The organism is Methylomonas sp. LW13, from assembly GCF_016865255.1.
Lineage (GTDB): Bacteria > Pseudomonadota > Gammaproteobacteria > Methylococcales > Methylomonadaceae > Methylomonas.
Genome location: NZ_CP033381.1, coordinates 4,973,400 through 4,997,040, shown reverse-complemented (window position 1 = coordinate 4,997,040; position 23,641 = coordinate 4,973,400). Strand labels below are relative to the sequence as shown.

The window sequence follows — 23,641 nt, the reverse complement described above, 5'->3', positions numbered from 1 at the left end:
AGCGCGGCGATGAAAATCGCCGCGCTGGATTCTGGAATGCTGTTAGAGGGCTTCGCGAGTGGCTTTGGCAGCCAGTAAGGATTTTACGACAGTTACCAAGCCAAAAATGACCACACCATAGATCAAGGTGGACGTCAGATAAGGCGGATAATACATCGCAACGCGCTCAATATATTGCGCGAATGAGCCGTTGGGATAGCGTCCGGATAGCCAGTAAAAACTGCCGTTGGAAAACAGAAACGCGATGGATGTAGCCGCTACTAGAGCCATCAGGCGTTGCGCGGAGGTGGCTATCGACAACCCAGTGAATTGTCGGCACCATTTGCCACCCAGCCACATTGCGCCATAAGAAAACACCAGAAACCCGTAAGCTTTTGACACGCAAAAATCGCTGACACCGAGTTTAGTGATCGCCAAGTAATCAATCAGCACCGCTTCCGCCAGCAGTAAGGCGAACAAATAGCGTCCGCCCAGCCATAAGCCGGCGAAAAAAAACACCGCCAATGAAGCGTCCGGCAATGCGAATGGGGTGCCGAAATGGTGAAAGCGGGTGGCGGCCATCAGGGCCATCAACGCGACCGCGCTGGGTTTAACAGCCAAGGTTTGATTCAAACTCATAGGGTTCTCCAAAAAAGGTTTAATAATTGTAATGGATCGAAAAATAGAAATTTCTGCCGAAGCTGTTATAGGTGTTAACCGTTTGATAGCGTTTGTCGAACATATTATTCAGTTTGGCGCTTAACATCCAATTTTTGTCGATGCGATAAGCGGTACGCAGATCGGCGGTCATAAAGCTGCCCAGACGGACCCGGTTCGCGGCGTCGTCGAATCGTTCGCTCTGAGCCAGCACGGAGGCACCAATATCAATGTCACCGAACGAGCGCGAGACATCATAGGACAAGCTTTCCGTCACTCGACGCGGCAGGCGCAAATTAGTCTGCCTGTCCTTCGGTGTCATCAGGTTCATGCTTAGTTTGTTGTTCCAGCCGAAAATTGGCGCGGACACTTCGGCTTCTATGCCGTCTATCTGCGCCTTGCCGATATTTCTGGCGGTGGACGGCGTGCCGCTAAATACAATCAAATCCTCGATATTGGTGTGATAAGCGCGCAGTTCCCAGTTGGCCCAATCGTGATGGCCGGCAAAACCGGCTTCGAAGCTGGTGGACTTTTCCGGACGCAAGCCGGGGTTGCCGAAGCCTGGGAAGTATAACTGGTTAAAGGTCGGCGCCTTAAACGCATTGCCGAAACTGGCAAAAGCGCTGAGACCGTAATCCCAATTAAACCGCCAGCCGAAATTGCCGGTGACACTATCGCCGAAAGCCTGGTTTTCGTCCCACCGCAAGGAAGCGTTCAAAAAATGCTTGTCGAAAATCCGGCTGTGCAAATCAGCGAACACTCCGACATCGTAACGCGAGGTTTCGACATAGCGTGTGGTGCTGTCGACTTCGTCGAAGCGGTAATCGGCGCCCACTGTCAATTGGTGATCCTTATGCAAGGCCAGTTCGTTCAGCCAACTGGCGTTCCAGCGCGTGGTGTTGAAACGGCTGGTAAACCGACCGTTATGCCGAAACTGATCGGCATCGTCCATGCTTTGTCCCACCCGCAAAGTGGATTTCCATCTATCGCTGAAATTTGCGCTGGCTGTGGCTCCTAGTGTCTGATTGACAAACTCAGTGGTGCTACTGATGGAGTTGTCGATCTCGGTTTCGCCTTCGGCTCGCAGGAAAAATGCTTCCAGTTCCGCGCCGTTGTCGAAGCGGTAACCGGCTTTGGCATTCAGACTGGTGTTGTTATAGCCGTCGCGGTCCGGATTATAGCCGCTCGCGACGCTGACACCGCTCAGCGCATTGATGCCCTGGCTACCGAGTTGAGCGGCGCTCAAGCTATACCAAGCCTTGCCCCATTTACCGTTGACGGCCGCCGAGCCGTTATAGGTGTCGTATGAGCCGCCGCCGGCTTCCAGCGCAATGTTCGGCCGTTCACTGGTGCCGCCCTTGCGAGTAAATATCTGAATCACCCCGCCGATCGCTTCCGAGCCATAGAGGCTGGACTGCGGGCCTCGAGTGATTTCCACACGTTCGATTTGATCTATAGGAATAAACTGAAATGCGCTGGTGCCGGTGGTCACCGAGCCGGCCTTGATGCCGTCGATTAAAACTAGTACATGATCGGAGTTAGTGCCGCGCAGATAGAGATTGGTGTCCTTGCCGTAACCACCGCTTTGCACCATGTCCACACCCGGCGTGCCTTTTAGTAATTCGGGTAGGGTTCTGACCTGAAGTTTCTCGATGTCCTGACGATTATAAACCGTCATCGCCGTGGCTAATTCGTTCTGCCGAGTCTCGGTTCGGGTAGCCGTCACGACTGTTTCAGCAAGGTTGATAGCCTCATCGCTAGTCGCCGCCCACACTGTAAAAGGCGTACTCGCCAGCAATAAAGATCTGTATAGAATTGTTTGCATATTATCCTCTGCGCCCGCCGCGCATCCGGGTGAAAAAGGACAGAGGAAAAACGGAAAACGAAAAAGACGGAGGCAGGCTAGGCATGGACTCAGACCATTCCGTCAACAGCCCTCCGCTGTCTCGAATGATCTTCCGGGCCAGTCTCCGGGCTTATAAGTGGCTTGAGGCCTGATCTGCGACCTTCCCATGCAAAGCGCACAGTGGCAAAAACGCAGCTCTTTACTTATCTACCGTTGCGGGGGCAGCGCCGGCATGGGCGGTTAAAACCGCCGCACCGACTTCCTGTTTAAGCTTGGCCGAGAAAGCGGCGCAAACACCTGAAAGAAACGCGCAATTTTAGGGAGTCGGGCATGATAAAGCAAGAGTGTCCGAGCGGGTCGCCCACAATCGGCATTGCAAATACCCCTTTCCGTGCTATACATTGGTGCATTGATTAATGCTGTTAACTTAGACTTCAACGAATACGGGCGGGATCATGGAAATTCAATCGAAATTGTTAGGCAACCAAGACATCAATCCGGACACTATCATCAATTTTCCGCGCGGCCTACCCGGTTTTGAAGATCAGACCCGCTTTAAATTATTTCATCAGGAAGGCAGCGAGATTGTCTATTGGCTGCAATCGGTCGATAACGCGGAGCTGACTTTTTCCGCGGCTCATCCGTCGCACTTCAACATCAATTATAACTTTACGGTAACCGACCCCGAAGAAGCGCTGCTGCAACTAGAGCCGGGCGACGAACTGGTGATATTAATTCTGCTACACAAAGACAACGAGCAGGATAATGGTAAGCCGACCATTAAAGGCTCGATCAAATCGCCAATCTTAATCAACGCCAACAAACGCATCGGCATGCAAAAAGTATTGGTGGCAATCGAACAAAGCATCACCCTGACCGAGAAGGTCAGTGAGATAGATGTATCTGAAGCTTAAAAAATGCAAACATCCACCGGCGATTGCGTTTGCCGGCGGATGTTTAAATCAGGCGGCCTGAACAGGAATGGAATGACTGGAATGGCTAATACGATTGTTGCCGTCGAAATACACCAAAGTCGGCTTGTAGTTCGTCAGTTCCTTCTCGTCTAAGCTGGCGAACGCACAAACGATAATCAAATCGCCAGGGCACGCCAACCTTGCAGCTGCACCGTTAATCGAAAATACGCCGGAATCTTCTTCGGCGCGAATCGCATAGGTGGTAAAGCGTTGACCATTGTTAATATTGTAAATATGGATTTGCTCGTACTCCCTGATGCCGGAAAAATCCAAAATTTTACCGTCTATAGCACACGATCCTTCGTAATCCAGCTCGGAATGCGTTACCCGCGCACGGTGTAACTTAGCTTTAAGCATGTTTATGTTCATGGTAAACAAGGTCGAATACTAGGGCCGGCGATTATGCCTGAAATTGACTCTGCTATCAAATTTAAGCATTAGCTTTCAAAGGTAAAAACCAACGCAGTCAGTTGTTTATTTTAGAAAAATACAAGTTATCGATCAGGCGAGTAGTGCCCAGCTTGGCAGCAGCCAAAATCAGCAGATTAGCGTCGCAGGTGCTGGCGGGCAATAAATCCTTGCTACGGCAAATGCTGAAATAGTCGACGGCAAAACCGGCTTGCTGCAGATTTTGGCGCTGCCGTTCCGCCACAGCTGGATAATCGACATGCCCTGCTAAAATCTCGTCGCGTGCAGCGATCAAGGCTTGATAGAGCTTGGGCGCGTGCTGTCTTTGTTGGTCGGTCAGATAGCCGTTGCGGGAACTCATCGCCAAGCCATCGTCCTCCCTAACCGTTGCCACGCCCTGGACTGCAACGGGTATATTCAAATCGGCGACCATTTGCCGAATCAGCGTCAGTTGTTGAAAATCCTTCTCGCCCAACAACAACAGGTCGGGCTGGACCATGTTCAACAGCTTGCAAACAACCAAGGCTACGCCGTCAAAATGTCCGGGCCGGCTGGAACCGCAATGCAGGGCCGACAAGCCGCTGACTGAAATGCCGGTTTGCGTGGCTTGCGGATACATTTCCGTCACCGCCGGCAAGAACAGTAAATCGGCGTCGCTGGCTATCAGCTTTTCCTGATCCTGCTGCTCGGTGCGCGGGTAACTGGCAAAATCTTCGTTCGGCCCAAACTGCGTGGGATTGACAAAAATACTGACCACCACTTTATCGGTCTGTTGCTTGGCCGTGCTAACCAGTTTGATATGCCCGGCATGCAGATTGCCCATGGTCGGCACGAAACCGACGCTATGGCCGGCTTGCCGCCATTGGCGGATGACTTCTCTCAAGGCGGCGACGCTGGTGACTATCTGCATACGCTTAATAACTGTGTTCGGACGCTGGAAATTGCGCGGATTTAACCGCTTGATGATAGTGGCGCACCGCCTCTTCTATGCTGGAGGCGTCGGCCATAAAGTCTTTAGAAAAGCGCGGCCGCTTGCCGGTGCTGATATTCAACATGTCGTACAGCACCAACACCTGGCCATCGCAATCAACACCAGCGCCGATGCCTATGGTCGGAATACTTAGGCGCTGACTTATTTCGGCGGCCAGTCGCGCCGGCACGCATTCCAGCACTAAAAGGCTTGCGCCGGCTTGTTCGATTTTTTCCGCATCCGCCAAAATTTGTTTGGCTTGCTGTTCTTCACGACCCTGCACTTTATAACCGCCTAAGCGATTTACGGATTGCGGTAACAGACCTAGATGGCCGCAGACCGGAATGCCTTGATCCACCAGAAAGCGAATGACGTCGAGCTTGGCGCCTTCCAGCTTGACCATTTGCGCGCCACCCAACTGCATCAAGCTTGCCGCATTCAGCAATGCCTGCTCCGGTGTAGCGTAACTGGCAAACGGCAAGTCGGTAACCACAAAAGCTCGCTTCCTGGCCATTGCCACGCTACGGCTGTGATACACCATATCGCTCAGTGTGACCGGCAAGGTGCTGCCGTGTCCTTGTATCACCATGCCCAACGAATCGCCGATCAGCAGTACGTCGATACCCGCTCTGTCCAACAGCGCGCCGAAGCTGGCATCGTAAGCAGTCAGACAACTGATTTTCTCGCCGGCTCGTTTCATTGCCGCCAGATCGCTGATCGTCAGCGCCTTTAAGGCATCGGCATATAAGTTCATACTGCTATTTTCCGCAAACCGCCGGGAGGACAAGCCGCCAAGAGTTGTGGCAACGAATCCAAGCCCGGAATGGTCAAATCGCTGCTTGCTACATCGGCCAAGGGGTACAACACAAAGGCGCGCTTCGACAGCTCCGGATGCGGCACAATCAGGTCCGGTTCGTTAATGCGCTGTTGTGCGTAAAGCAATACATCCAAATCCAGGGTTCTGGCTCCCCAACGCACGTTGCGCAGCCGGCCATGCTGGTTTTCGATTTGCTGTAATTGTCTGAGCAAAACCAAAGGTCCCAGCTCGGTCGAAATTCGCAGCACCGCATTCACGTAATCGGGCTGATCTTGCGGCCCAACCGGCAAGCTGCGGTACAAGGGCGAGAAGGCAATTTCGACCACACCTGGCAAGGCCGCGATTTCCTGTCTGGCCCGATTGACATGATCGACAGAGTCTTCGAGATTGCTGCCCAAGCCTATATAGGCCTCGACAGCTGACTTAGCTAGCGTCATTGCCGACGGGGGCGGGTTTGCCTCGAGAACGGTAACGACCGGTTTTCCGGTTACGGGGTTTACCGCCGCCGGATTTTGGCGGCGCGGTCATTCTTTCCCGCTCCGCATCGTCGGCTTCCTGAAAACGTGTCCACCATTCGACCAGTTCCGGATCGGCGCCGCCGGTTTCCGCGCGTAGCCGCAAAAAGTCGTACGCTGCTCTGAATTTAGGCTGCTCCAGCAAACGATAAGGCCTTGGCCCAACCGTTCTGGAGAATTTGTTTTGCAAGAACCAAACTTCGCGCATCGATTGGGTGATGTGGCGCGGTAGCGCAGTGACCTTGATTTGTCTGGTCAGCACTTCGTTGGCGGCGTTCTGATAGGCTAGCGTTTCGTTTTCGCCGTGGGCGATGCGTCTTTGCGCGGCCAATTGCAGCGGCTCCCACAACAAGGCAGCTAATAAAAAATAAGGCGTCAGTGTTTTGCCGTCGTTGAAGCGGGTGTCGGAGTTTTCCAAGGCTCGGATCAAGAACAAGCGCGGAAAATCGTGATCTTCGCTGGCGAGGCAGCGGTCGGTTTCCGGAAACAAAATCGCAAACAAACCGTAATGCCTGAGCATCTCGAAGGATTGCAGACCGTAACCGGACAAAAACAATTTAATGACTTCATCGTAAAGACGCGCCGAGGGGATGCTCTTCAATAAATCGGCTTGGGCGTAAATCGGCTTTTCGGTATCCGGATGCAACGTAAAACCCAGCTTTACGGCAAAACGGATGGCGCGCAGCATCCGCACCGGGTCTTCTCTATAGCGTACTTCCGGGTCGCCGATGAGACGCATGACAGCCGCTGCGTGATCCTGCATGCCGCCGGTATAATCCACCACGGAAAAATCGCGGATATTGTAATACAGTGCGTTGACGGTGAAATCTCGGCGCCAGACATCCTGTTCCAGCGTGCCGAACACGTTGTCGCGCAATAACCGGCCGTCTTCATGAACGACTTGCTGGTCAGATTCTTCGGATTCGGAACCGCGAAACGTCGCCACCTCGATAATTTCGCGGCCGAAAAACACATGCGCCAGTCGAAAGCGCCGGCCAATAATTCGGCAATTACGAAATACTTGCTTGATTTGCTCCGGGCTGGCGTTAGTGGCCACGTCGAAATCCTTAGGCTCCCGCCCCAGCAGCAAATCCCTGACGCAGCCGCCCACCAAATAGGCCTCGTAATCGGCCTTTTTCAAGCGTTGCAGCACTTTCAGGGCGTTTTCGCTGATTTGTGCACGAGAAATGCAATGCTCTGAACGCGGATAAATCTTCACGGCACTCGACCCCGCCGATTCATTAACCGGTTCGGCAATTTGCTCATCCGGTGAAAAGATTTTTTTGAAGAAACTAAAAATGACTTTATCCCTTAATTTAGAATGACGTGTGCCAGCTTTTTCGAGGCTTCGGGCGCGAACGTCCTAGCGGTCTTATCATAACACCTCGCCAGATTTAAGCTCAATCCAGCACATTCTTTTACATTCCCTTGGGTTAAATGTAGAATTTCGCCATTCGCCGAATATTTTGGTGTAATAACATAAAAATTGGCTGTACTTGTCGCCCTTAGGCCGGTGACGGGGAATTTATATCGGAGAGTGGAGCGTATGTTTAAAAAAATTTTACTGGGTTTTGTAGACCAGCCTGTATTTACTAGTCTATTCGTCGCCGATTTCGCATTATTGGTTTTCCATAGACCGCCCTTTTTATTTTCAATTGTCATGATCGGCGCGCTGGTGGGCATGAGCATGTACATGGGGCAAAAACTAGCGATTTTCGACAAATAATTGCGACAATCCGCTAAAGCAAGCACCCCAAAACCCGGCGTGGATTTACCGTCCCCTCCGGGTTTTTTGCGTCGGCTGGCGGCTGCTGGTTACGATGCTTTCTTACTGCTGGCGATATGGTTTTTCGCCACGGCCATCGCTCTGCCTTTTAACGCCGGCCAAGCATTTGCCAGCGATCAGTTTTTTTATCCACTTTATCTGCTCGGCATCAGCTTTGTTTTCTATGGCTGGTTTTGGACCCACGGCGGCCAGACCCTGGGTTTGCGCGCCTGGAAAGTTAAAGTCAGCGCCTTGGATGGTCGCTCTCCCAATTGGCAGCAAGCCAGCGTCCGCTTCGTTGGCGGTTTATTATCCTGGGCTTGCTTGGGGCTAGGGTTTTTCTGGTGCCTATTCGATAAAAACGGCCAATGCTGGCACGATTACCTGTCAAAAACCCGGCTGGTTTTTCAGGAAGAAAAGCGCTGACGGCAAAAGCGGATATGCTATATTCCAGGCTCGATCAACCTACCAGCCGGGAATATACGATGAAAACAATAACAATACTTTTCTCCCTGTTTGCCGCCGTTGCCGCCGGCACCGCCAATGCCGAAGTCAAACTGGCGGATAACTCCAAATTACTGGGTAAATGGCAGGTCACTCACGAAGCCCTGGCTCTCGACCGCGAAAAGAAGCCCTTGCACGTCACTTGGGAATTTCAAAAAGACGGCACCTTGATAACCACCGGTGAAGATGCGCGTAGCGGCATCGGGGAAATGACCATCCCAATCAAATATAGCGTGGCCGACGGCGTGATAAAAAAGCAAGTCACACCTGGCCGGGAAAAATACGAAGATTGCGCGGTGGTGGAAATGGACGAAAAAGATGCGATTTTGAAATGTAAGTTTCTTTATTTGTTCATGACGCGCAAATAACTGCCGTGATAACGCTCCACGGAACGGAAGCAAGGGGTTTCCGGTCCGTGGAGAGACAACTATGCCGCCTAGCTGACCCGCTTAACCGCGATCAGCGCGCCTAAAAACACCAAAGCACTCGGCAACATCGCCATCAACATCGGATTCATGTCGTAAACCAAACCGACATGGCCGGCAATCTTGTCGAAAATGTTAAACGTCATCCCGATCACGATACCCATCATAATCCGCGCGCCGGTGCTGGTGCCGCGACCGATACCAATCACAAATGGCGCCGACACCATCAACATCACAAAGGTTACAAACGGGTTGATTAAACGGCTCCAGAATGCCAACTCGTAACTTTGCGACTTTTGATTGTTCTGCTTCAGGAAGTCGATGTACATGAACAAATCGTAAAGCGACAGGTTGTCGGATTTAACGACGGCCACTTTCAACAAATCCGAGTCGATGCTGGATTTCCAGCTTTGTTCTGCTTGAGTGCCGGCATAAATTTGCTGCCGATTGATTTCGGATTGTTTGACGCTTTCCAAGCGCCATTGTTTGTCGCCTAAAAACTGCGCATGTTCGGCCTGAGTGATGCGGGCGAGTTTATGTGCATCGTCGACATCGTAAATGCGTACATCGGCCAGCGAGCCATCGTCGAGAATTTTGCGGACGTTGATAAAGCTATTGCCTTCTCTCAGCCACATCCCGTATTGCGAGCGCATCACCACGCCGTCGTGCAGCGCCGTGGTTTTCAGCACTTGCGCGGCGCGTTCGCAAGACGGCGCGACGAACTCGCCCACCAGTACGGCAACGCTTACCAACAGCAAGCCTGCCAGCATAATGGTTCTGATAATCCAGGCGATGGATAAACCGGCGCCGCGCATCGCTACAATCTCGCGGTTATTCGCCATCGAGCCCACGACGAACAAGCTACCCAGCAACGCCGCCGACGGTACCAATTCGTAAAATACCCGTGGTGAGGTTAAGGTCAAAAACCATAAAATCTGTTTCAAGCCGTAACCGCCTTGCCCCAAATCTTTTAACTCGTCGCTGAAGCTGAACAGATTGAACAGCGTCAATAACAATATCACCGCAATTAAGGAGCCCTTGACGACTTCTTTGACGATGTAAATGGTCAATACGTTGATCATGACAGCTTCTCCTTAAGACTTTGCGACAACCATTGCCAGCCGTACAAACGCATCAACATTAACAAACCCAAGACCAGTAACAAGGCGTCCACCCAGAAATAGCCCAGCCAGGAGGGCAGCGCCCCGCTGATTACCCAACTGTGATTGACCCTCTGCAAATTGCCGTAAACGAAATAAATCCCAAAAGCCACCAGCATACTGCCGTATATGCCGCCGCGCGGCGACAGCTTAGCTAAGGGCACTGCCAGAAAAGCCAATAAAATAACCCCTAACGGCGTGCTGAAACGATCCTGTAACTCGGCGACATCGCGCAGTTCCGGAGACAGCCATAAATTCTCGGTAGTAGTAGCCTCGCGGCCCAAATTCAAAATGGTGACCTTTTTTTCGATCAGCACGGCATATTCTTTAAATGTCTCAATGGTGAAGTTCTTGTTACCCGGTACGCCTTGAATCCGTTCGCCATTTTCCAACACCAGATACAAGCCGCCGGGCAAATTTTTCAACCAACCGTATTCGGCGTTTACCACGCCGGCTTTGTCGCCTTGTTTGTTTTGCACGAACACCTTGTGCATGCGGCCTTCGTCATCGACGTTTTCGGTGTAAAAAATCAACTCGCCGTCGCTGTACTCGCTGAAGCGGCCGGCAGCGATGCCGCGAATATCGGCATTTTGTTTATCCTGATGCATCAACTGCTCGGTTTTGGCCTCCGCCCACGGCGAAGCCAGCATCGATAGCGCCATACCCGCCAGACTTAACGGTATGACCAGCATGAATATCGCCCGATAAATGGTAAACACGCTGCCGCCGGCCGAGGAAATTGCCGCCATCTCCTGCTCGCGGTACATGCGGCCCAATACCATCAATACCGCCATGAACAGCGCGGCGGGCAGGAAGGTGGTCGTGGCGACGACGATTTTCAAACCCAGTAAGGTCATCACCGTATCGTTGGCGATATTGCCTTCGATGGCCTGCGCCAATACCTTGATAAATTTGCGGCTGACGATGATCACCACCAACACGACCAACACGGCGGTGACGGTGTGAAACAGCTCCTTGATTATCATTTTATCCAGCACCGTCAACAGCCGGAAAGGCCGGCCCGCGCTGGGTAATCCTCGCTCAATGCTCAACAACTCACTCCTAATTTCTAAGGTATAATCGAACCACAGACCGCTGCATCCGGCGCAACCCCTCAATCCCAGATACTTACAGACTACTCTCATGGACTATTCTATAGAAAGCTCACCCTTAGACAAACTGCAAAGCGACTGTCTGCTGGTCGGAATCTACGAAAATCAACAACTCAGCCCGGCGGCAACCCAACTGGACAGCCAATTCGGCGGTTTGTTGAGCAAATTAATCGGCCGCGGCGACATCAGGGGCAAAAACGCCGAAACCTTATTGATCAATAACCTGCCCGACGGCAATATCGCTCGCATCGTATTGCTCGGGTTTGGCGAGCGCGGCAAGGTCACGCGCAAGCAATACCGTAAAGCCTTGGCGGCTGCGATCAAAATCATCAAGGACAGTAAAGTCAGCGCCGCCAGCTGCGCACTGCTAGATATAGACGTCAACGGTGCGGACAGCCAATGGAAAGCCCGCCAAGTTGTAGAAGTATTCAACGATGGTCTGTACCAATACAGCGCCACCAAAAAAGTCGACGACAAAAATCCGCTGCAAAAGCTGGCTGTAGTGGCCGACGATAGTCAACAAGCTTTGGCCGAATCGGGCCTGCAACAAGGCATCGCCATCGCCAGAGGCATGGAATTGGCCAAACACTTGGCCGACCTGCCCGGCAATATCTGCACGCCCACGCATCTGGCCGAGCAAGCCCTGGCTCTGGCCGGCGAGCACGACAAACTCACCTGCGAGATTTTGGAAGAAAGCGACATGGAAGCCCTGGGCATGGGCTCCTTTCTGTCGGTATCGCGCGGCAGCCGTCAGCCTGCTAAATTGATTTGTCTGGATTACCAAGGCGGCGACAGCAACGCCAAACCCATTGTCTTGATCGGTAAGGGTCTAACTTTCGATGCCGGCGGCATTTCCTTGAAACCCGGCCTGGGCATGGACGAAATGAAATACGACATGTGCGGTGGCGCCAGCGTGTTAGGTCTGGTGCGCATGGCGACATTGTTGAATCTGAAACTGAACATCGTCGGCTTGATTCCGGCCTCGGAAAATCTGCCGGATGGCGCGGCCAACAAACCCGGCGACATCTGGACCAGCATGTCCGGCAAAACCATCGAAATCCTGAACACCGACGCTGAAGGCCGCTTGATTTTGTGCGACACGCTCACCTACGCAAAGAAATATAACCCGGATGTGGTCATTGATATGGCGACCTTGACCGGCGCCTGTATCGTCGCCTTGGGCCGGGTACCGAGCGGCTTGTTCGGCAACGACGACAAACTCTGCAACGATTTGCTGAGCGCCGGCGATGCCGCCTGCGACTTGGTGTGGCGCATGCCGATCTGGGAAGAATATCAGGAGCAACTAAAATCCAACTTCGCCGATCTGGCCAACATCGGCGGCCCGGACGGCGGCAGCATCACGGCAGCGGTATTTTTATCCAAATTTGCCGAAGAATACCGCTGGGCGCATATCGACATCGCCGGCACCGCTTGGCGCACCGGCGCCAACAAAGGCGCAACCGGCCGGCCGGTCCCGCTGGTAAGCCAGTATTTGCTAAACCGCGCCTCGGCTTAAGGCCGAGCGTAACAGAGGCTTTCGCGGTGATCCGGTGTCGCGAAAGCCCCTGCACTTTCCGCAGGCTTAAAACGACATGACCGACCCCAGTCATTCGCCATCCCTCCCCGAAGTCAGCTTCTACGTGCTGGCGACCCATGACCAGCAACAACGCCAGGATTTCGCCTGCAAGCTGATCGAGAAAATCTACCGTAGCGGCCATTTTCCCTATGTGCTGACCGACTCGGCGGAGCAAGCCGAGCAAATCGATAAAGCCTTGTGGACCTTCCGGGCCGGCAGTTTTATTCCGCACCAAACCTATCGCGGAGAAATCCCGGCATTTACCGGCACCATCCTAATTGGTGGCGAAAACATTCCTGAGGGCTGGCAGAAAATTGTCGTCAACCTATCCAGTTTGTACCCGCCGACCACCGCCCCGACCGAGCGTATCCTGGAAATATTGGACAACAGCGAAGCGTGCAAACAGGCCGGCCGCCAGCGTTACCGGCATTACCAGCAAGCCCTACTGGCGATTACTACCCACAAAATGTAGGGTGGTCACGTGGCGAACTAGAAAATGCAACGAGGACTTCGCCCCGGTTATCGCCAACCAAAGCAAAGCTCAGAAAAGTGGAATCCCAATTTGTACAACGCATCCGCCCTCTCGCGCCATGAAAAGTAAAACGCTGATTGTTGCCGCCTTGCTTATAGCTGTCACCGCACTATTTCTCTATAGCCGCCGCCCGCAGCCGGTGGCAGTGGAGGCTTACACTGTGGTGGAAGGCGAGGTGCGGGCGACGGTAGCGAATACCCGGGTGGGTACGGTCAAAGCGTGTCGGCGGGCCTATCTGGCGCCGGCAACCGGCGGGCAAGTGGCGCAGCTGCGGGTTAAGGAGGGCGACAAAGTCAAGCAGGGTCAGGTGTTATTGGAGGTTTGGAACCAGGACTTAAAAGCTCAGGTTGAACTGCAAAAAGCCCAGATCAATGCCAGCCGAGCCAGCGCAGAACAAGCTTGCCAATTGGCCGGTGGCGCGGAGCGGGAAGCGGCCAGGATGACGCAATTGCAAAAACACAAAAACGTGGTGTCTGTGGAGCAAGTCGATAAATCAGTGACGGGCGGCAAGTCGCAGCGCGCGGCATGCCGGGCCGCGCTGCAAGCCATTGAGGTGGCAGAGGCGCAATTGGGCGTGGCGGAAGCGGCGGTGCTGCGTACCTTGGTGAAAGCGCCGTTTGACGGCACGGTGGCGGAAGTGAATGCCGAGTTGGGCGAATTTGTTACACCGTCGCCGCCGGGGATTCCAACCTTGCCGCCCATTGACTTGCTGGATGTCAGCTGTTTGACCGTTTCCGCGCCTATCGATGAAGTGGACGCAGCCAGCATCAAGACCGGCATGAGTGCTTGTGTGTCGCTGGATGCGTTTCCGGATAAGCGTTGTTCCGGCATTGTCACCCGCGTCGCGCCCTACGTGTTGGAAAAGGAAAAACAGGCGCGCACGGTGGAAGTGGAAGTGACCTTGCGCGATCCCAAAGATCTGGCGGAGCTGTTGCCGGGTTACAGCGCCGACATTGAAGTGTTGCTCAGTCAAAAAGAGCGCACGCTGCGTTTGCCGGCCGAGGCGATTCTGGAGAATCATCGCGTATTGTTGATAGACGCAGACCATGTGTTGCATGAACAGAGCTTCCAGCCCGGTTTATCCAACTGGAGTTTTACGGAAGTACTGTCCGGGCTGAAAGCGGGCGATCAAGTAGTGACGTCGGTTGGCAAGGAAGGCGTGGCGGCCGGCGTAACGGTCAGTGTCAAGCCATGATTCAGCTCAGTGGCATTCGCCGGGTATTTCAGGTCGGCGAGCAGACCGTACAGGCTTTGAACGGGATAGACCTGTCTATCGGGCCCGGCGAATATGTGTCGGTGATGGGGCCGTCAGGATCGGGCAAATCGACGCTGTTAAACATTGTCGCGCTGCTTGATCAGCCCTCGGCCGGCCAATACTTATTAAACGGCACCGATGTCACCCGGCAAAGCGATGACGAGCTGGCGCGGATTCGACGCGACAATATCGGCTTTGTGTTTCAATTTTTTCATTTGATCCCCAGGCTCACCGCAGCGGAAAACATCGAAATGCCGATGATTCTGGCCGGGGTTGATAGTAAGCAGCGCAAGCAGCGGGTGTTACAGGCGCTAGCGTCCGTGAGTTTACTGGATCGTGCCGAGCATAAGCCCAATCAATTGTCCGGCGGCCAGTTGCAGCGCATTGCCATTGCCAGGGCGATGATCATGCAACCCGGTATTTTGCTGGCCGACGAGCCGACCGGCAATCTGGACAGCAAGTCTGGACAGGACATCATCGAGTTGTTGGAGAATTTAAATCAGCAAGGCGTGACTTTAATCATCATCACTCACGATCAAAATATCGGCGGCAGAGCCAAGCGGCAGTTGCGCATTGTGGACGGCCGTTTGGCGGACGGCGCGGTTTAGTTTTTCATTTAGAACGGTGCTAAAAAAGCTTGGCGGCGATAACTTTGTCGTTAGAGTTTTCCTGGTTGTGCGATACTGTCAACAGAGTTGACACGCCAGTAGGCTGAGGAGGGATGATGGAGCGATATAGATTAAGTTTTTGTAATGCCATCAAGCTGGATGAGGACTTGGCGGAGTTTATTGTCGATGAGGGAGTGGAACTCAACTTGGCGCTTGTCGACGAATATCATGCTTGGATCGTGGCGCATTTGCAGAGGCCCTATCTGCTGCTGGTGCACAAAGTAAACGCCTATCACTATGACTTTGCCTCGCAAACTGCTATGGGTACTTTGCTTGGTATTAAAGCGGCGGCATTTGTGGTGTATACCCATATTAGTCAGCTAACCACCCAAGTTATGTTGTCAATGCCGCGGGATGCCGATTGGGTTTATCGGATTTTTAATAATCGTGACGATGCGTTGATGTGGTTGGGAATGCAGCGGGAATCGAACGATCACGACGGAAAAACTTTAAAATCCACCTCTAAGTCATTAATTCGTTAGAATCTGTGTTTTCAGCCACAGATTGGGAAGTTTTTTGTGACTCAGCTCAAATATCGTTCTATTTTTACGCCAGCCAGCGACGTGCAACGGCAAGAAAATTTTGCTGATTATTGGCTGTTTACCCAACAACATGGCGGTGAGTTATTGGAAGCGGACCGGGATTTGGCTAAAAAGCGCGAGCGATTGGCTTATTTTCAAAATAATCCGGTGCGCTTGCACAAGCCCTTAGCGGACCCGGAAGCATTTTATCGTAATTATGTGAAGATGGTGGACGATCCAAAATCCTTGGACAGGCTGACCTTATTACTCTGCGGTATTTATAAATTCGCGCGCCACGAGTGGGTAGGTATCAAAGGCGCCTGGGATGTGGTGCCGGATATGGCTAATTCGCATAGCGTGGAAGACAAAATTTCCCGAGTGCATCTGGCCGAAGAGTTTTGCCATTGGCGTTTGTTTGATGAAATGCTGAAAACCTGCGGATTAGAGCGGGTGGTATGGGAACCGTTGACCCCGTTTAAGGAAATGATCTACGAACAATTTCCGAAGTTGCCGGGGGTATTGATGGATACGCCGGCCTTCGTCACCGAGTTAATGGGTGTCAGCTTCTATTGCCATTTGTATCCCTTATTCGACGAGTTATTGGCCGACGAGCCGGAAGTTAGAGATCGTCTGAAAGCCTTGCTGGACGAAATCACCATCGACGAAGTCGCGCACGTCGGACAACGCCGTAATTTCATCGGGTCGGTGGGCATTAAGATTGCCCGCTATCTGGTTAAGCCGTTTTACATACTGTTTTATCAGGACATTCCGGAAGTGGGCGAATTATTCGATGTCAAGCAAATGATCGCTCACGGCGAAGCGTTTGATTTTAATCAATTGCCGGACTACATGGTCGCCCGCAGTTGGGTTCCTTCTTATTGCAAGGTTGCCGCTTAAAATCTGGTCTCGAAAGCGACTGCCAATTCAGCAATGACATGCCGATGGTCAGGCGTTGCAAGCAACCCGGTATCTGAAGAACAGGCGTTTAGCCAGTTTGGCTTAACGCAGAAACGGCAACATCACCCCAAACACCAAAATCAGCGTAGTGCCGATCAGGGCCGTTTGGCCGGGAATTTGTTCGAATAGCAAGACGCTCCAGGCTAAGCTTAATACCGGGGCCAAATACCCTATGGAGCTCACCAAGGCTGCTGGCGCGGCTTGATAAGCCCGAGTCATATAATGTTGCGCGCCGCTGCCCGACACGCCTACCAGGAGCAATAAGCCCCAGCTTTCCGCCGAGCCCGGCAGGCGATAGCCAAACCGCGCAAAATAAATGCCGTGTAACGCCAAGCCCACCAGGCAAAAATAGAAAATTACCGTTTGCGGGGTATTGCTGCGCCCGGCACGCGCCACCATCAAATAGGCCAGCGCCGACAACAGGCCGGCCAGCAAGGCCATGGCTTGTCCGAATAAGTTGTGGCTATTTTCGAAATCAAATAGCAGCGATACCCCACTGAACGAGCCGATAATGGCCAGCCAAACCAATAGCGAGTTTTTTTGGCCCAAAACCAGTGGCCCTAACAACATGACGAACACACCGCTGCTGGCGGTCAAAAATGCGCTCTCGCCGGGGCCGATGCGGACGATGGCCGCAAACGACAGCATCAAGGCCGTGCTGCCGAACAAGCCGCGCAACCACAGCGAGGGGCGGGCGTCGCCGAACAGGCCGAGCAGTCGGCCGCCGATCAGCGCCGGAATTGTCAGGATCAAGAAATTGGCCAGGATGCGGATAAAGCTGATCATGCTGGGCGGCAAGCCGGTATCGAATAGGCCGATGGCGTATGCGCCGGCGTTCATCACCGAAAACAAGACACAAGCGACCAGCATATAACTCAGACCGAGGCGGCTGTTAGGCAGCGGCAAGATAGGCGTGGGAGTTTGGATGGTTTGCGGCTGATTAGTGTCGGCGGGCACTGGTGGCTTGGCTTAAGAGCGTCGGTAAGGGCGAATAGGTTGAGGATAGGGCCGTATCGGTTCGGCCTGACGGCTTGCGAGTCCAAAATGCACATCATTGCGCCGGCTACCGACGCACGGATTTGGTCAGCGTCGCAGGTATATTAACCTCTTAAGGTTTGGATGTGTGGTTTTTGGCGATACTGCGGGGGGATATGCCGAAATATTTGCTAAAAGCAGTGCTGAAATTGCTGGCGTGATTGTAGCCGACATAGGCGGCGGCAATATCGATTTGACAGCGGCTGGATTCTAATAACTGATAGGCGGTTTTCATGCGAATCTCTAATAATAAGCCATACGGCGTCGTATTAAAAAAGTGATGAAACAATTGTTTTAATTTAAATTGATTGGTGCCGGCGCGTCTGGATAATTCGGCAACCGATGGCGGGTTTTTATATTCATTTAACAGAATGTTATGCGCGGCTTGGGCAATGACTTGGTCTTTTTTTGAAAATACCGGCGATGTCTTCCGATTATCTTGCCATAGATGAGTCATTTCCGCGGCTAATATCGACAGGGCTTGGCCGTGCATAAATACATGTCTTGCCGGATTATTCGGATCGCAATTTAATAGCTGTCGCGTGGCTATTAATGCCCTATTTGAAATGGGTTTATAACTTATTAAACTAATGCCGTTCTTATTAAAAAATCGCGTTGCGGTATTTTCGCCGAAGTATCGACTCAACCAAGATTTACTCATCGAAAACCGCACTTGGGCCATTGGATTATTGGCTTGATATTGGCGTTCGCCAATACTGGAGCTGAATGCGGTTATCGACGTATAGCCTTCATTAAAAGTAATTTCCTGGCCCTGCGCATCAACGAATCTCGATTGCCCTTGCATGCCCAAAGTCACCACCAGGCGAGGGTTGTGCTGATCCATTCGGGTCAGAATAGCTAGATCCTGACTGGGCTGATAATGGGTTTCGATATAGTTCAAGTCTGGGTCGAGCGGAAATAATGTCGAGTAGCCTTTGCCTATGTCATCCGGCAGATACTCAGTCAGGCAGTTGCCTTGCTGGCGGGATTGCAATTCGTCGTTTTTGATGCGCCAGCGTCCCGCCGTTTTCTTCGTCATGGCAATCCCTGTGTTGGTGCTAATAAGCAATTTTATTTAAACTATGTTATTTGGCTTAATTAATAGTTGCTAAATAGGCCGCTGAGTTTTTTTGGATGAGGTAGTCGAAAATTCGGATATTACCGGCTGCTACTTATAGCATAAAAAATATTACTTTTAGCATATGAAAGTAACTCAGGCGGTTGCGAGTGATTCGTTAAAATCAGCATTGTGATAAACGCTTTCCATATTCGAACATTCAGCGATAAATGTTCGGTGGATAGGGTTTTATTTTTGCCGAATGTTGACTGGAATGATCATGAAATACGCCGTGCTGCCCTTACTGAATTTACCCAAATCCTTGCTGGTTTTTTTTGCGCTACTGCAAGCCGGTACCGCCGTCCTGGCAGAGGAAAAGACTGACCAGCTCGATTCCACCGAGGTAGTCGCCAACCCTGTTATCGAAGAAAATCATGTGGACGAGTTCTCCGGCGTATCTGCGGTCGTCACTGAAGAACAAATCCGCGACCAAAATGCCTTGGACTTGGCGTCCGTCCTGAAAAGAACACCCGGCGTACAAATTTCCCGCTATAACCCCGTCGGCGCCTTCGGCGGCGACCAGGGCGGCGCGGTTTCGATTCGCGGTCAGGGCTCTGGCCGTCCGGGTAGCGAGATCAAGACCTATATCGACGATATTCCTTTGTATATGGCTACCTGGAACCATCCTTTGCTGGATTTGTTGCCCGTCAACGGCATGCAATCGATTACGGTTTACAAGGGCCCGCAGCCGGCTATCAACGGCAACAATTTCGGTTCTATCAATCTGCAAACCAAGGCTGCGGCGGAGGACGGTTTGCACGGCAGCGGCCGATTGTCCGGCGGCTTTTTCGGCACGATTACCGAACAAGCGGATGTGCAAGGCAAGTACGGCGATTTCGATTTCTCACTGGCGCAAGGCTACGCCAAATCAGACGGCCACCGCCAAAACGGCTACGGCGAATTACGCAACGTGATGGGCAAGGCTGGCTACCAGCTAAATCCGCAATGGCGCTCGGATGTGACTTTTCTGTACGCGGATAATAGGGCCGGCGACCCCGGACAATACGGAGTAACACTGCCTATCGGCGAGTACGATACGGTTGCCGGCATGGTCGCCGCCAGCCTCAGCCACGCGCACGGCGATTGGCAGGGCAAATTTACTCTCTACCATAACGGCGGCGACGGTAATTGGTTGAGTCAAAATACTTACTTCACCGGTTTTGCCGACAACCGTTCGAATCTGCTCAGCCAATACAGCATGGACGGTTTTCGCTGGAAGGAACAGCTTTCGCCCTGGCAGGGCGGCACCTTAACGGCTGGGATAGATAACGAGTGGCTGAACGGTAAAGTGACTAACCTGGGCAGCCAGACCGGCAACCAAGTCTATCAATTCGCTACCCCCACTTTTAGACTCACCAGTCCTTACCTGGCCTTGAGTCACGACCTGGTGCTGAGCAAAGAGTGGGTGATGGTCCCGTCTGTCGGAGTGCGTTTTTACGACCATAGCCACTACCAGTCCAAAGCCTCCCCGCATGCCGGTTTGTCATTTGTCTCCGAAGATTTAACCGTGTTCGGCAACGTCTCAAACGGCGTCAACTATCCCGGCATTGACGCGGCGGCTAACTCAGGCGCCTTGTCGAACGTGCCGTTAAATCTATTTTCCGGCGGCTTTTTGCCGAATTTTTCAGCCGACGGCTGGCAAAACTTGTCGCCGGAAAACGTCGATCATGCTGAAGTGGGTTTGAAAGCTTCGCCCTTTAAAAGTACGCAAATCGACCTGAGCTTTTTCATCGATAACGTCAAGAATCGCTACGTGTTCGACTTAACCCAGGGTGCTTATATCAATTACGGCTCGTACTGGATGCGTGGCTTGGAAGCGTCGGTAAAACAAGACTTGATCGCCGACTGGAGTCTATTTGCCGGATTGACGCTACTCAACCCCAGCATCCCGAATTTGCCCTACACCCCGGAACAAGCGGTGACCGCCGGCATCAACGGCCCCATCGGTCCGCTGCGCTTTTCTTTCGATCTGCAATACCAATCAAGAACTTGGGCGTTGAATCGCGCCCGGAATGTCGCCGAGGTGAATAACCAACGTGTCGAAGCCTTTACTGTGGCGAATACCCGGCTGGCCTATCCTATTGCCGAGTTAGGCAAAAAAGGCGAAGTGTTTGTCAGCGTGGAAAACTTGTTTGATAAACGCTATGTCTATCGCCCTGGTTATCAAATGCCGGGTATTTGGGGGCAAATCGGTATTGCCGCCAGCTTCTAGGCGATTTAATCCCCATCAACTCGACAGCGCCGGCTTTCGCCGGCACTGCTTTTTGCGAAATAGCCATGAAATCTCAATCTAGTTTCAACCGCTGCCTCCAATTGCTTTCCGCGCTGGTGCTGACCTTGCCGGGCAGCATCGCCTTCGCCCAAGACCAACCGCTGCTCATCGCGGCAGCGCGGGTTTTCGATGGCTATACGCTCAGAAGCGATGCTGCGGTGCTGATAAGCGACGGGAAGGTCGCCAGGATAGACAGCCGGGAAGCGTTTAACGATAGCGATGCGCCTCGGCTTGAGCTAGGCGATGCCACCTTATTGCCGGGCTTTATTGAATTGCACGCGCATCTTAGCTACCAACACGTACCGGCTGATACCGTGCTGCGCCATGGCATCACCACGGTGCGTGATGTCGGCGGGCCGCTGCATCAGCCTTACGGCGGCGACGGCAGCTTAAGGCTGATGACGTCCGGGCCGATTCTAACCGCGCCGGCAGGCTACCCGATCCCTAACCTTGGCGAAACCGACATTGCCATGCCGGTAGCCGATGAGCAGCAGGCGCGGCAAGCGGTGCGTAAACTGGTGGCAGGCGGCGCGGTAGTGATTAAAGTGGCGCTGGAGCCCGGCGGCGAAGCGGGCGCGCCTTGGTCTGGCGGACACACGCACGCTCATTCCCAAGACCCACGCAGCAAAGCGCACGATAAACCACATAGCTGGCCGATGTTAGCGCCGGCGGTGTTGGCGGCCATTGTCGACGAAGCGCATCTAGTCGGCCGCCGGGTGGCGGCGCATCTTGCCGAGCCCAAAGGCGCGCAATTGGCCTTGGATGCCGGTGTCGACGAATGGGCCCACGCGCCCTGCGACAGTTTGCCGGACGCGCAATTGCAGCGGGCCGTGGCGCAACAGGTCAGAATCGTCGGCACCATCGATACTTTGTCGAAATGTCCGGGCGTGAGCAGCAATGTCAGGCGCTTGGCCGAGTTGGGCGCGGAGTTTTTATATGGCGCGGAAATCGCTCATCCCGACATTCCCTGGGGCATAGATGGGCAGGAATTGCTGTACCTGCAACATCTGGCCGGAATGACGCCGTTGGATGTGATGCGGACCGCAACCTCCAAAGCGGGTCAATACCTGAATACGCCCTTGCTTGGCTCCTTATTACCCGGCGCGCCGGCCGATCTGATCGCGGTAAAAGGTGATCCGACGCAAAAGCTTAAGTTGTTGGAATACCCTGATTTGGTGATGTCCGGCGGCAAGCTGATAATCAATTACTTCGAAAATTGATCGGTCCCGGTTCTATAGGGGCTCTGCTCAGCCTCTGGAAAACCAAAACTCAAGGCTCTAACTCCGAAGTCTATGGAGCGCTCACGTTTTAGCTGGGTATTTGTTGGCGGTTCCGGCTAAACTGCCGGCTAAGCTTGTTACCCAATCGCCATGCTCAGTAAAGACTTACTTCTTCAGGCCGGCAAAGCCATCCGGACTCAACCCCTGCGCGCCGCACTGATTATTTTGGCGATGAGCATAGGCGTGGCTGCCGTGAACGTGTTGACTGCATTGGGCGACAGCGCCCGCAATTATGTGGTCCACGAATTCGAATCGTTGGGCACCCATCTGCTTATTGTCTTGCCCGGCCGCACCGAAACCACCGGCGGCCACCCGCCCCTGTTCGGCGAAACCCCTCGAGATTTGACCTTGGATGATGCCGCTACCTTATTCCGCAGCAAGCACGTTGCGGCGATTGCCCCGGTCAGTATCGGCTCCGCGCCGGTATCGGTTGGCGGTCTGGAGCGGGAAACCAATATCATGGGCTCTACGCATGCCTTGCTGCGCGTGCGGCATCTCACCATGGCCCAAGGCCAGTTTTTGCCGGAGGCCGACGCGGATAAGGAAATCTCGGTGTGCGTGATCGGCAAAAAAATCAGCGAGGAACTGTTTGCCCATCAACAAGCGGTAGGGCAATGGCTGCGCATCAATGATCGGCGGTTTCGAGTGATTGGCGTGTTAGCCAAGGAAGGTCAATCGATAGGCACCGGCTTTGATGAACTAGTCATCGTACCGGTGGCTTCCGCGCAAGCCTTGTTCGACAGCCATTCATTGTTTCGGATTTTAATTGAAGCCTACTCTGAAGCAGCCATGTATAAGGCCGTCGACGAGGTCCGCACTATCATCAAGCTGCGCCACGAAGGCGAGGACGATGTGACGGTGATTACCCAGGATAGCGTGGTGAATACCTTCGATAAAATCCTCACCGCGTTGACTTTTACCGTGGCCGGTATTGCCGCGGTCAGTCTGGCGGTGGCCGGGGTGTTGGTGATGAATGTGATGCTGGTCAGCGTCAGTCAACGCACTGCCGAAATTGGCTTGCTGAAAGCCTTGGGCGCCACGCAAAGCCAACTGCAACGCTGGTTTTTATGCGAAGCGGCCTTGTTGTCGCTGGCCGGCGCGCTGGTCGGCAGCGTACTCGGTCAGTTCGGTATTTTGATCTTACAGTGGTTGTATCCGAATTTTCCGGTTGCTCTACCGATTTGGGGCAGAGTGTCGGCCTTGGCCGTCGCTTTAGTAACGGGGCTGGTTTTTGGGGTGTTGCCGGCTCGCAAGGCTGCGCGACTCGACCCGGTCGCGGCTTTGGCGAGGCGCTGA

24 protein-coding genes and 1 riboswitch are annotated in these 23,641 nt (G+C 53.2%); of the genes, 13 read left to right on the top strand and 11 right to left on the bottom strand.

Features of this window, described 5'->3' with window-relative positions; translation table 11 throughout:
• Nucleotides 1–42: 42 nt before the first annotated feature.
• Both JL719_RS22780 and JL719_RS22775 read right to left on the bottom strand, forming a co-directional pair.
• Nucleotides 43–618, bottom strand: coding sequence for a hypothetical protein (locus JL719_RS22780; RefSeq protein ID WP_033156829.1), 576 nt, complete (start codon nt 616–618; stop codon nt 43–45).
• A gap of 19 nt (nt 619–637) precedes the next feature.
• Entirely contained in the window at nt 638–2,461 is a 1,824-nt protein-coding gene (locus JL719_RS22775; RefSeq protein WP_051670006.1) for a TonB-dependent receptor domain-containing protein, read from the bottom strand.
• Nucleotides 2,462–2,580: 119 nt separating this feature from the next.
• Nucleotides 2,581–2,798, bottom strand: a riboswitch (cobalamin riboswitch).
• Between the two features lie 139 nt (nt 2,799–2,937).
• Between JL719_RS22775 and fliW the strand changes: the two genes are divergently transcribed.
• On the top strand, nt 2,938–3,396 hold the full coding sequence (gene fliW / locus JL719_RS22770; protein WP_033156828.1) for a flagellar assembly protein FliW: 459 nt from the start codon (nt 2,938–2,940) through the stop codon (nt 3,394–3,396).
• 48 nt (nt 3,397–3,444) lie between these two features.
• On the opposite strand, the gene panD is transcribed toward fliW, so the two are convergent.
• From panD to pcnB, 5 genes are all read right to left on the bottom strand, one after another.
• Entirely contained in the window at nt 3,445–3,825 is a 381-nt protein-coding gene (panD, locus tag JL719_RS22765; RefSeq protein ID WP_033156827.1) for an aspartate 1-decarboxylase, read from the bottom strand.
• Nucleotides 3,826–3,922: 97 nt separating this feature from the next.
• A complete protein-coding gene (panC, locus tag JL719_RS22760; protein ID WP_033156826.1) occupies nt 3,923–4,774 on the bottom strand; it encodes a pantoate--beta-alanine ligase in 852 nt (283 codons plus the stop codon).
• Nucleotides 4,775–4,778: 4 nt separating this feature from the next.
• Nucleotides 4,779–5,588: a 3-methyl-2-oxobutanoate hydroxymethyltransferase gene (gene panB / locus JL719_RS22755; RefSeq protein ID WP_033156825.1), complete on the bottom strand. Its 810-nt coding sequence runs from the start codon at nt 5,586–5,588 to the stop codon at nt 4,779–4,781.
• Entirely contained in the window at nt 5,585–6,088 is a 504-nt protein-coding gene (folK, locus tag JL719_RS22750; RefSeq protein ID WP_033156824.1) for a 2-amino-4-hydroxy-6-hydroxymethyldihydropteridine diphosphokinase, read from the bottom strand. Before folK ends, panB begins: the two co-directional genes overlap by 4 nt.
• A complete protein-coding gene (gene pcnB / locus JL719_RS22745) occupies nt 6,075–7,385 on the bottom strand; it encodes a polynucleotide adenylyltransferase PcnB (RefSeq protein WP_033156823.1) in 1,311 nt (436 codons plus the stop codon). Before pcnB ends, folK begins: the two co-directional genes overlap by 14 nt.
• A gap of 327 nt (nt 7,386–7,712) precedes the next feature.
• On the opposite strand from pcnB, the gene JL719_RS22740 reads away from it, so the two are divergent.
• Genes JL719_RS22740 through JL719_RS22730 form a run of 3 tightly spaced genes read left to right on the top strand, consistent with a single transcriptional unit; the run spans nt 7,713 to nt 8,803 of the window.
• Nucleotides 7,713–7,892 carry a hypothetical protein gene (locus JL719_RS22740; protein WP_020483849.1) on the top strand — a complete coding sequence of 60 codons (180 nt, stop codon included), beginning with the start codon at nt 7,713–7,715 and terminating at the stop codon, nt 7,890–7,892.
• A gap of 39 nt (nt 7,893–7,931) precedes the next feature.
• Nucleotides 7,932–8,357, top strand: coding sequence for an RDD family protein (locus JL719_RS22735; RefSeq protein ID WP_225892932.1), 426 nt, complete (start codon nt 7,932–7,934; stop codon nt 8,355–8,357).
• 59 nt (nt 8,358–8,416) lie between these two features.
• The gene (locus JL719_RS22730; RefSeq protein ID WP_033156821.1) at nt 8,417–8,803 is read left to right on the top strand and encodes a hypothetical protein; all 387 of its coding nucleotides are present in this window, start codon (nt 8,417–8,419) and stop codon (nt 8,801–8,803) included.
• Nucleotides 8,804–8,871: 68 nt separating this feature from the next.
• Here the strand turns inward: JL719_RS22730 and lptG are convergent, their stop codons facing one another.
• Both lptG and lptF read right to left on the bottom strand, forming a co-directional pair.
• Nucleotides 8,872–9,942 (bottom strand): LPS export ABC transporter permease LptG, encoded by a 1,071-nt coding sequence (gene lptG, locus JL719_RS22725; protein WP_084153292.1) that lies wholly within the window; start codon nt 9,940–9,942, stop codon nt 8,872–8,874.
• Nucleotides 9,939–11,072, bottom strand: a complete 1,134-nt coding sequence (gene lptF, locus JL719_RS22720) for an LPS export ABC transporter permease LptF (protein ID WP_033156820.1) — start codon at nt 11,070–11,072, stop codon at nt 9,939–9,941. The genes lptG and lptF overlap by 4 nt, the downstream gene beginning before the upstream one ends.
• A gap of 91 nt (nt 11,073–11,163) precedes the next feature.
• Between lptF and JL719_RS22715 the strand changes: the two genes are divergently transcribed.
• From JL719_RS22715 to JL719_RS22690, 6 genes are all read left to right on the top strand, one after another.
• Nucleotides 11,164–12,648 carry a leucyl aminopeptidase gene (locus tag JL719_RS22715; protein WP_033156819.1) on the top strand — a complete coding sequence of 495 codons (1,485 nt, stop codon included), beginning with the start codon at nt 11,164–11,166 and terminating at the stop codon, nt 12,646–12,648.
• 76 nt (nt 12,649–12,724) lie between these two features.
• Complete coding sequence (locus tag JL719_RS22710; RefSeq protein ID WP_033156818.1) at nt 12,725–13,180, top strand: DNA polymerase III subunit chi; 456 nt, start codon at nt 12,725–12,727, stop codon at nt 13,178–13,180.
• A gap of 118 nt (nt 13,181–13,298) precedes the next feature.
• Nucleotides 13,299–14,435 carry an efflux RND transporter periplasmic adaptor subunit gene (locus tag JL719_RS22705; RefSeq protein WP_033156817.1) on the top strand — a complete coding sequence of 379 codons (1,137 nt, stop codon included), beginning with the start codon at nt 13,299–13,301 and terminating at the stop codon, nt 14,433–14,435.
• Entirely contained in the window at nt 14,432–15,103 is a 672-nt protein-coding gene (locus tag JL719_RS22700) for an ABC transporter ATP-binding protein (protein ID WP_033156816.1), read from the top strand. Before JL719_RS22705 ends, JL719_RS22700 begins: the two co-directional genes overlap by 4 nt.
• A gap of 116 nt (nt 15,104–15,219) precedes the next feature.
• On the top strand, nt 15,220–15,645 hold the full coding sequence (locus JL719_RS22695) for a hypothetical protein (protein ID WP_033156815.1): 426 nt from the start codon (nt 15,220–15,222) through the stop codon (nt 15,643–15,645).
• 36 nt (nt 15,646–15,681) lie between these two features.
• Entirely contained in the window at nt 15,682–16,581 is a 900-nt protein-coding gene (locus JL719_RS22690) for a hypothetical protein (protein WP_033156814.1), read from the top strand.
• A gap of 102 nt (nt 16,582–16,683) precedes the next feature.
• On the opposite strand, the gene JL719_RS22685 is transcribed toward JL719_RS22690, so the two are convergent.
• Nucleotides 16,684–17,598, bottom strand: a complete 915-nt coding sequence (locus JL719_RS22685) for a DMT family transporter (RefSeq protein WP_225892931.1) — start codon at nt 17,596–17,598, stop codon at nt 16,684–16,686.
• 151 nt (nt 17,599–17,749) lie between these two features.
• Nucleotides 17,750–18,715 (bottom strand): helix-turn-helix domain-containing protein, encoded by a 966-nt coding sequence (locus tag JL719_RS22680; RefSeq protein ID WP_033156813.1) that lies wholly within the window; start codon nt 18,713–18,715, stop codon nt 17,750–17,752.
• Nucleotides 18,716–19,013: 298 nt separating this feature from the next.
• On the opposite strand from JL719_RS22680, the gene JL719_RS22675 reads away from it, so the two are divergent.
• From JL719_RS22675 to JL719_RS22665, 3 genes are all read left to right on the top strand, one after another.
• Nucleotides 19,014–21,005 carry a TonB-dependent receptor gene (locus JL719_RS22675; RefSeq protein ID WP_084153304.1) on the top strand — a complete coding sequence of 664 codons (1,992 nt, stop codon included), beginning with the start codon at nt 19,014–19,016 and terminating at the stop codon, nt 21,003–21,005.
• A 65-nt stretch (nt 21,006–21,070) separates the two neighbouring features.
• Nucleotides 21,071–22,285: an amidohydrolase family protein gene (locus tag JL719_RS22670; protein WP_033156812.1), complete on the top strand. Its 1,215-nt coding sequence runs from the start codon at nt 21,071–21,073 to the stop codon at nt 22,283–22,285.
• A 150-nt stretch (nt 22,286–22,435) separates the two neighbouring features.
• Complete coding sequence (locus tag JL719_RS22665; protein ID WP_033156811.1) at nt 22,436–23,641, top strand: ABC transporter permease; 1,206 nt, start codon at nt 22,436–22,438, stop codon at nt 23,639–23,641.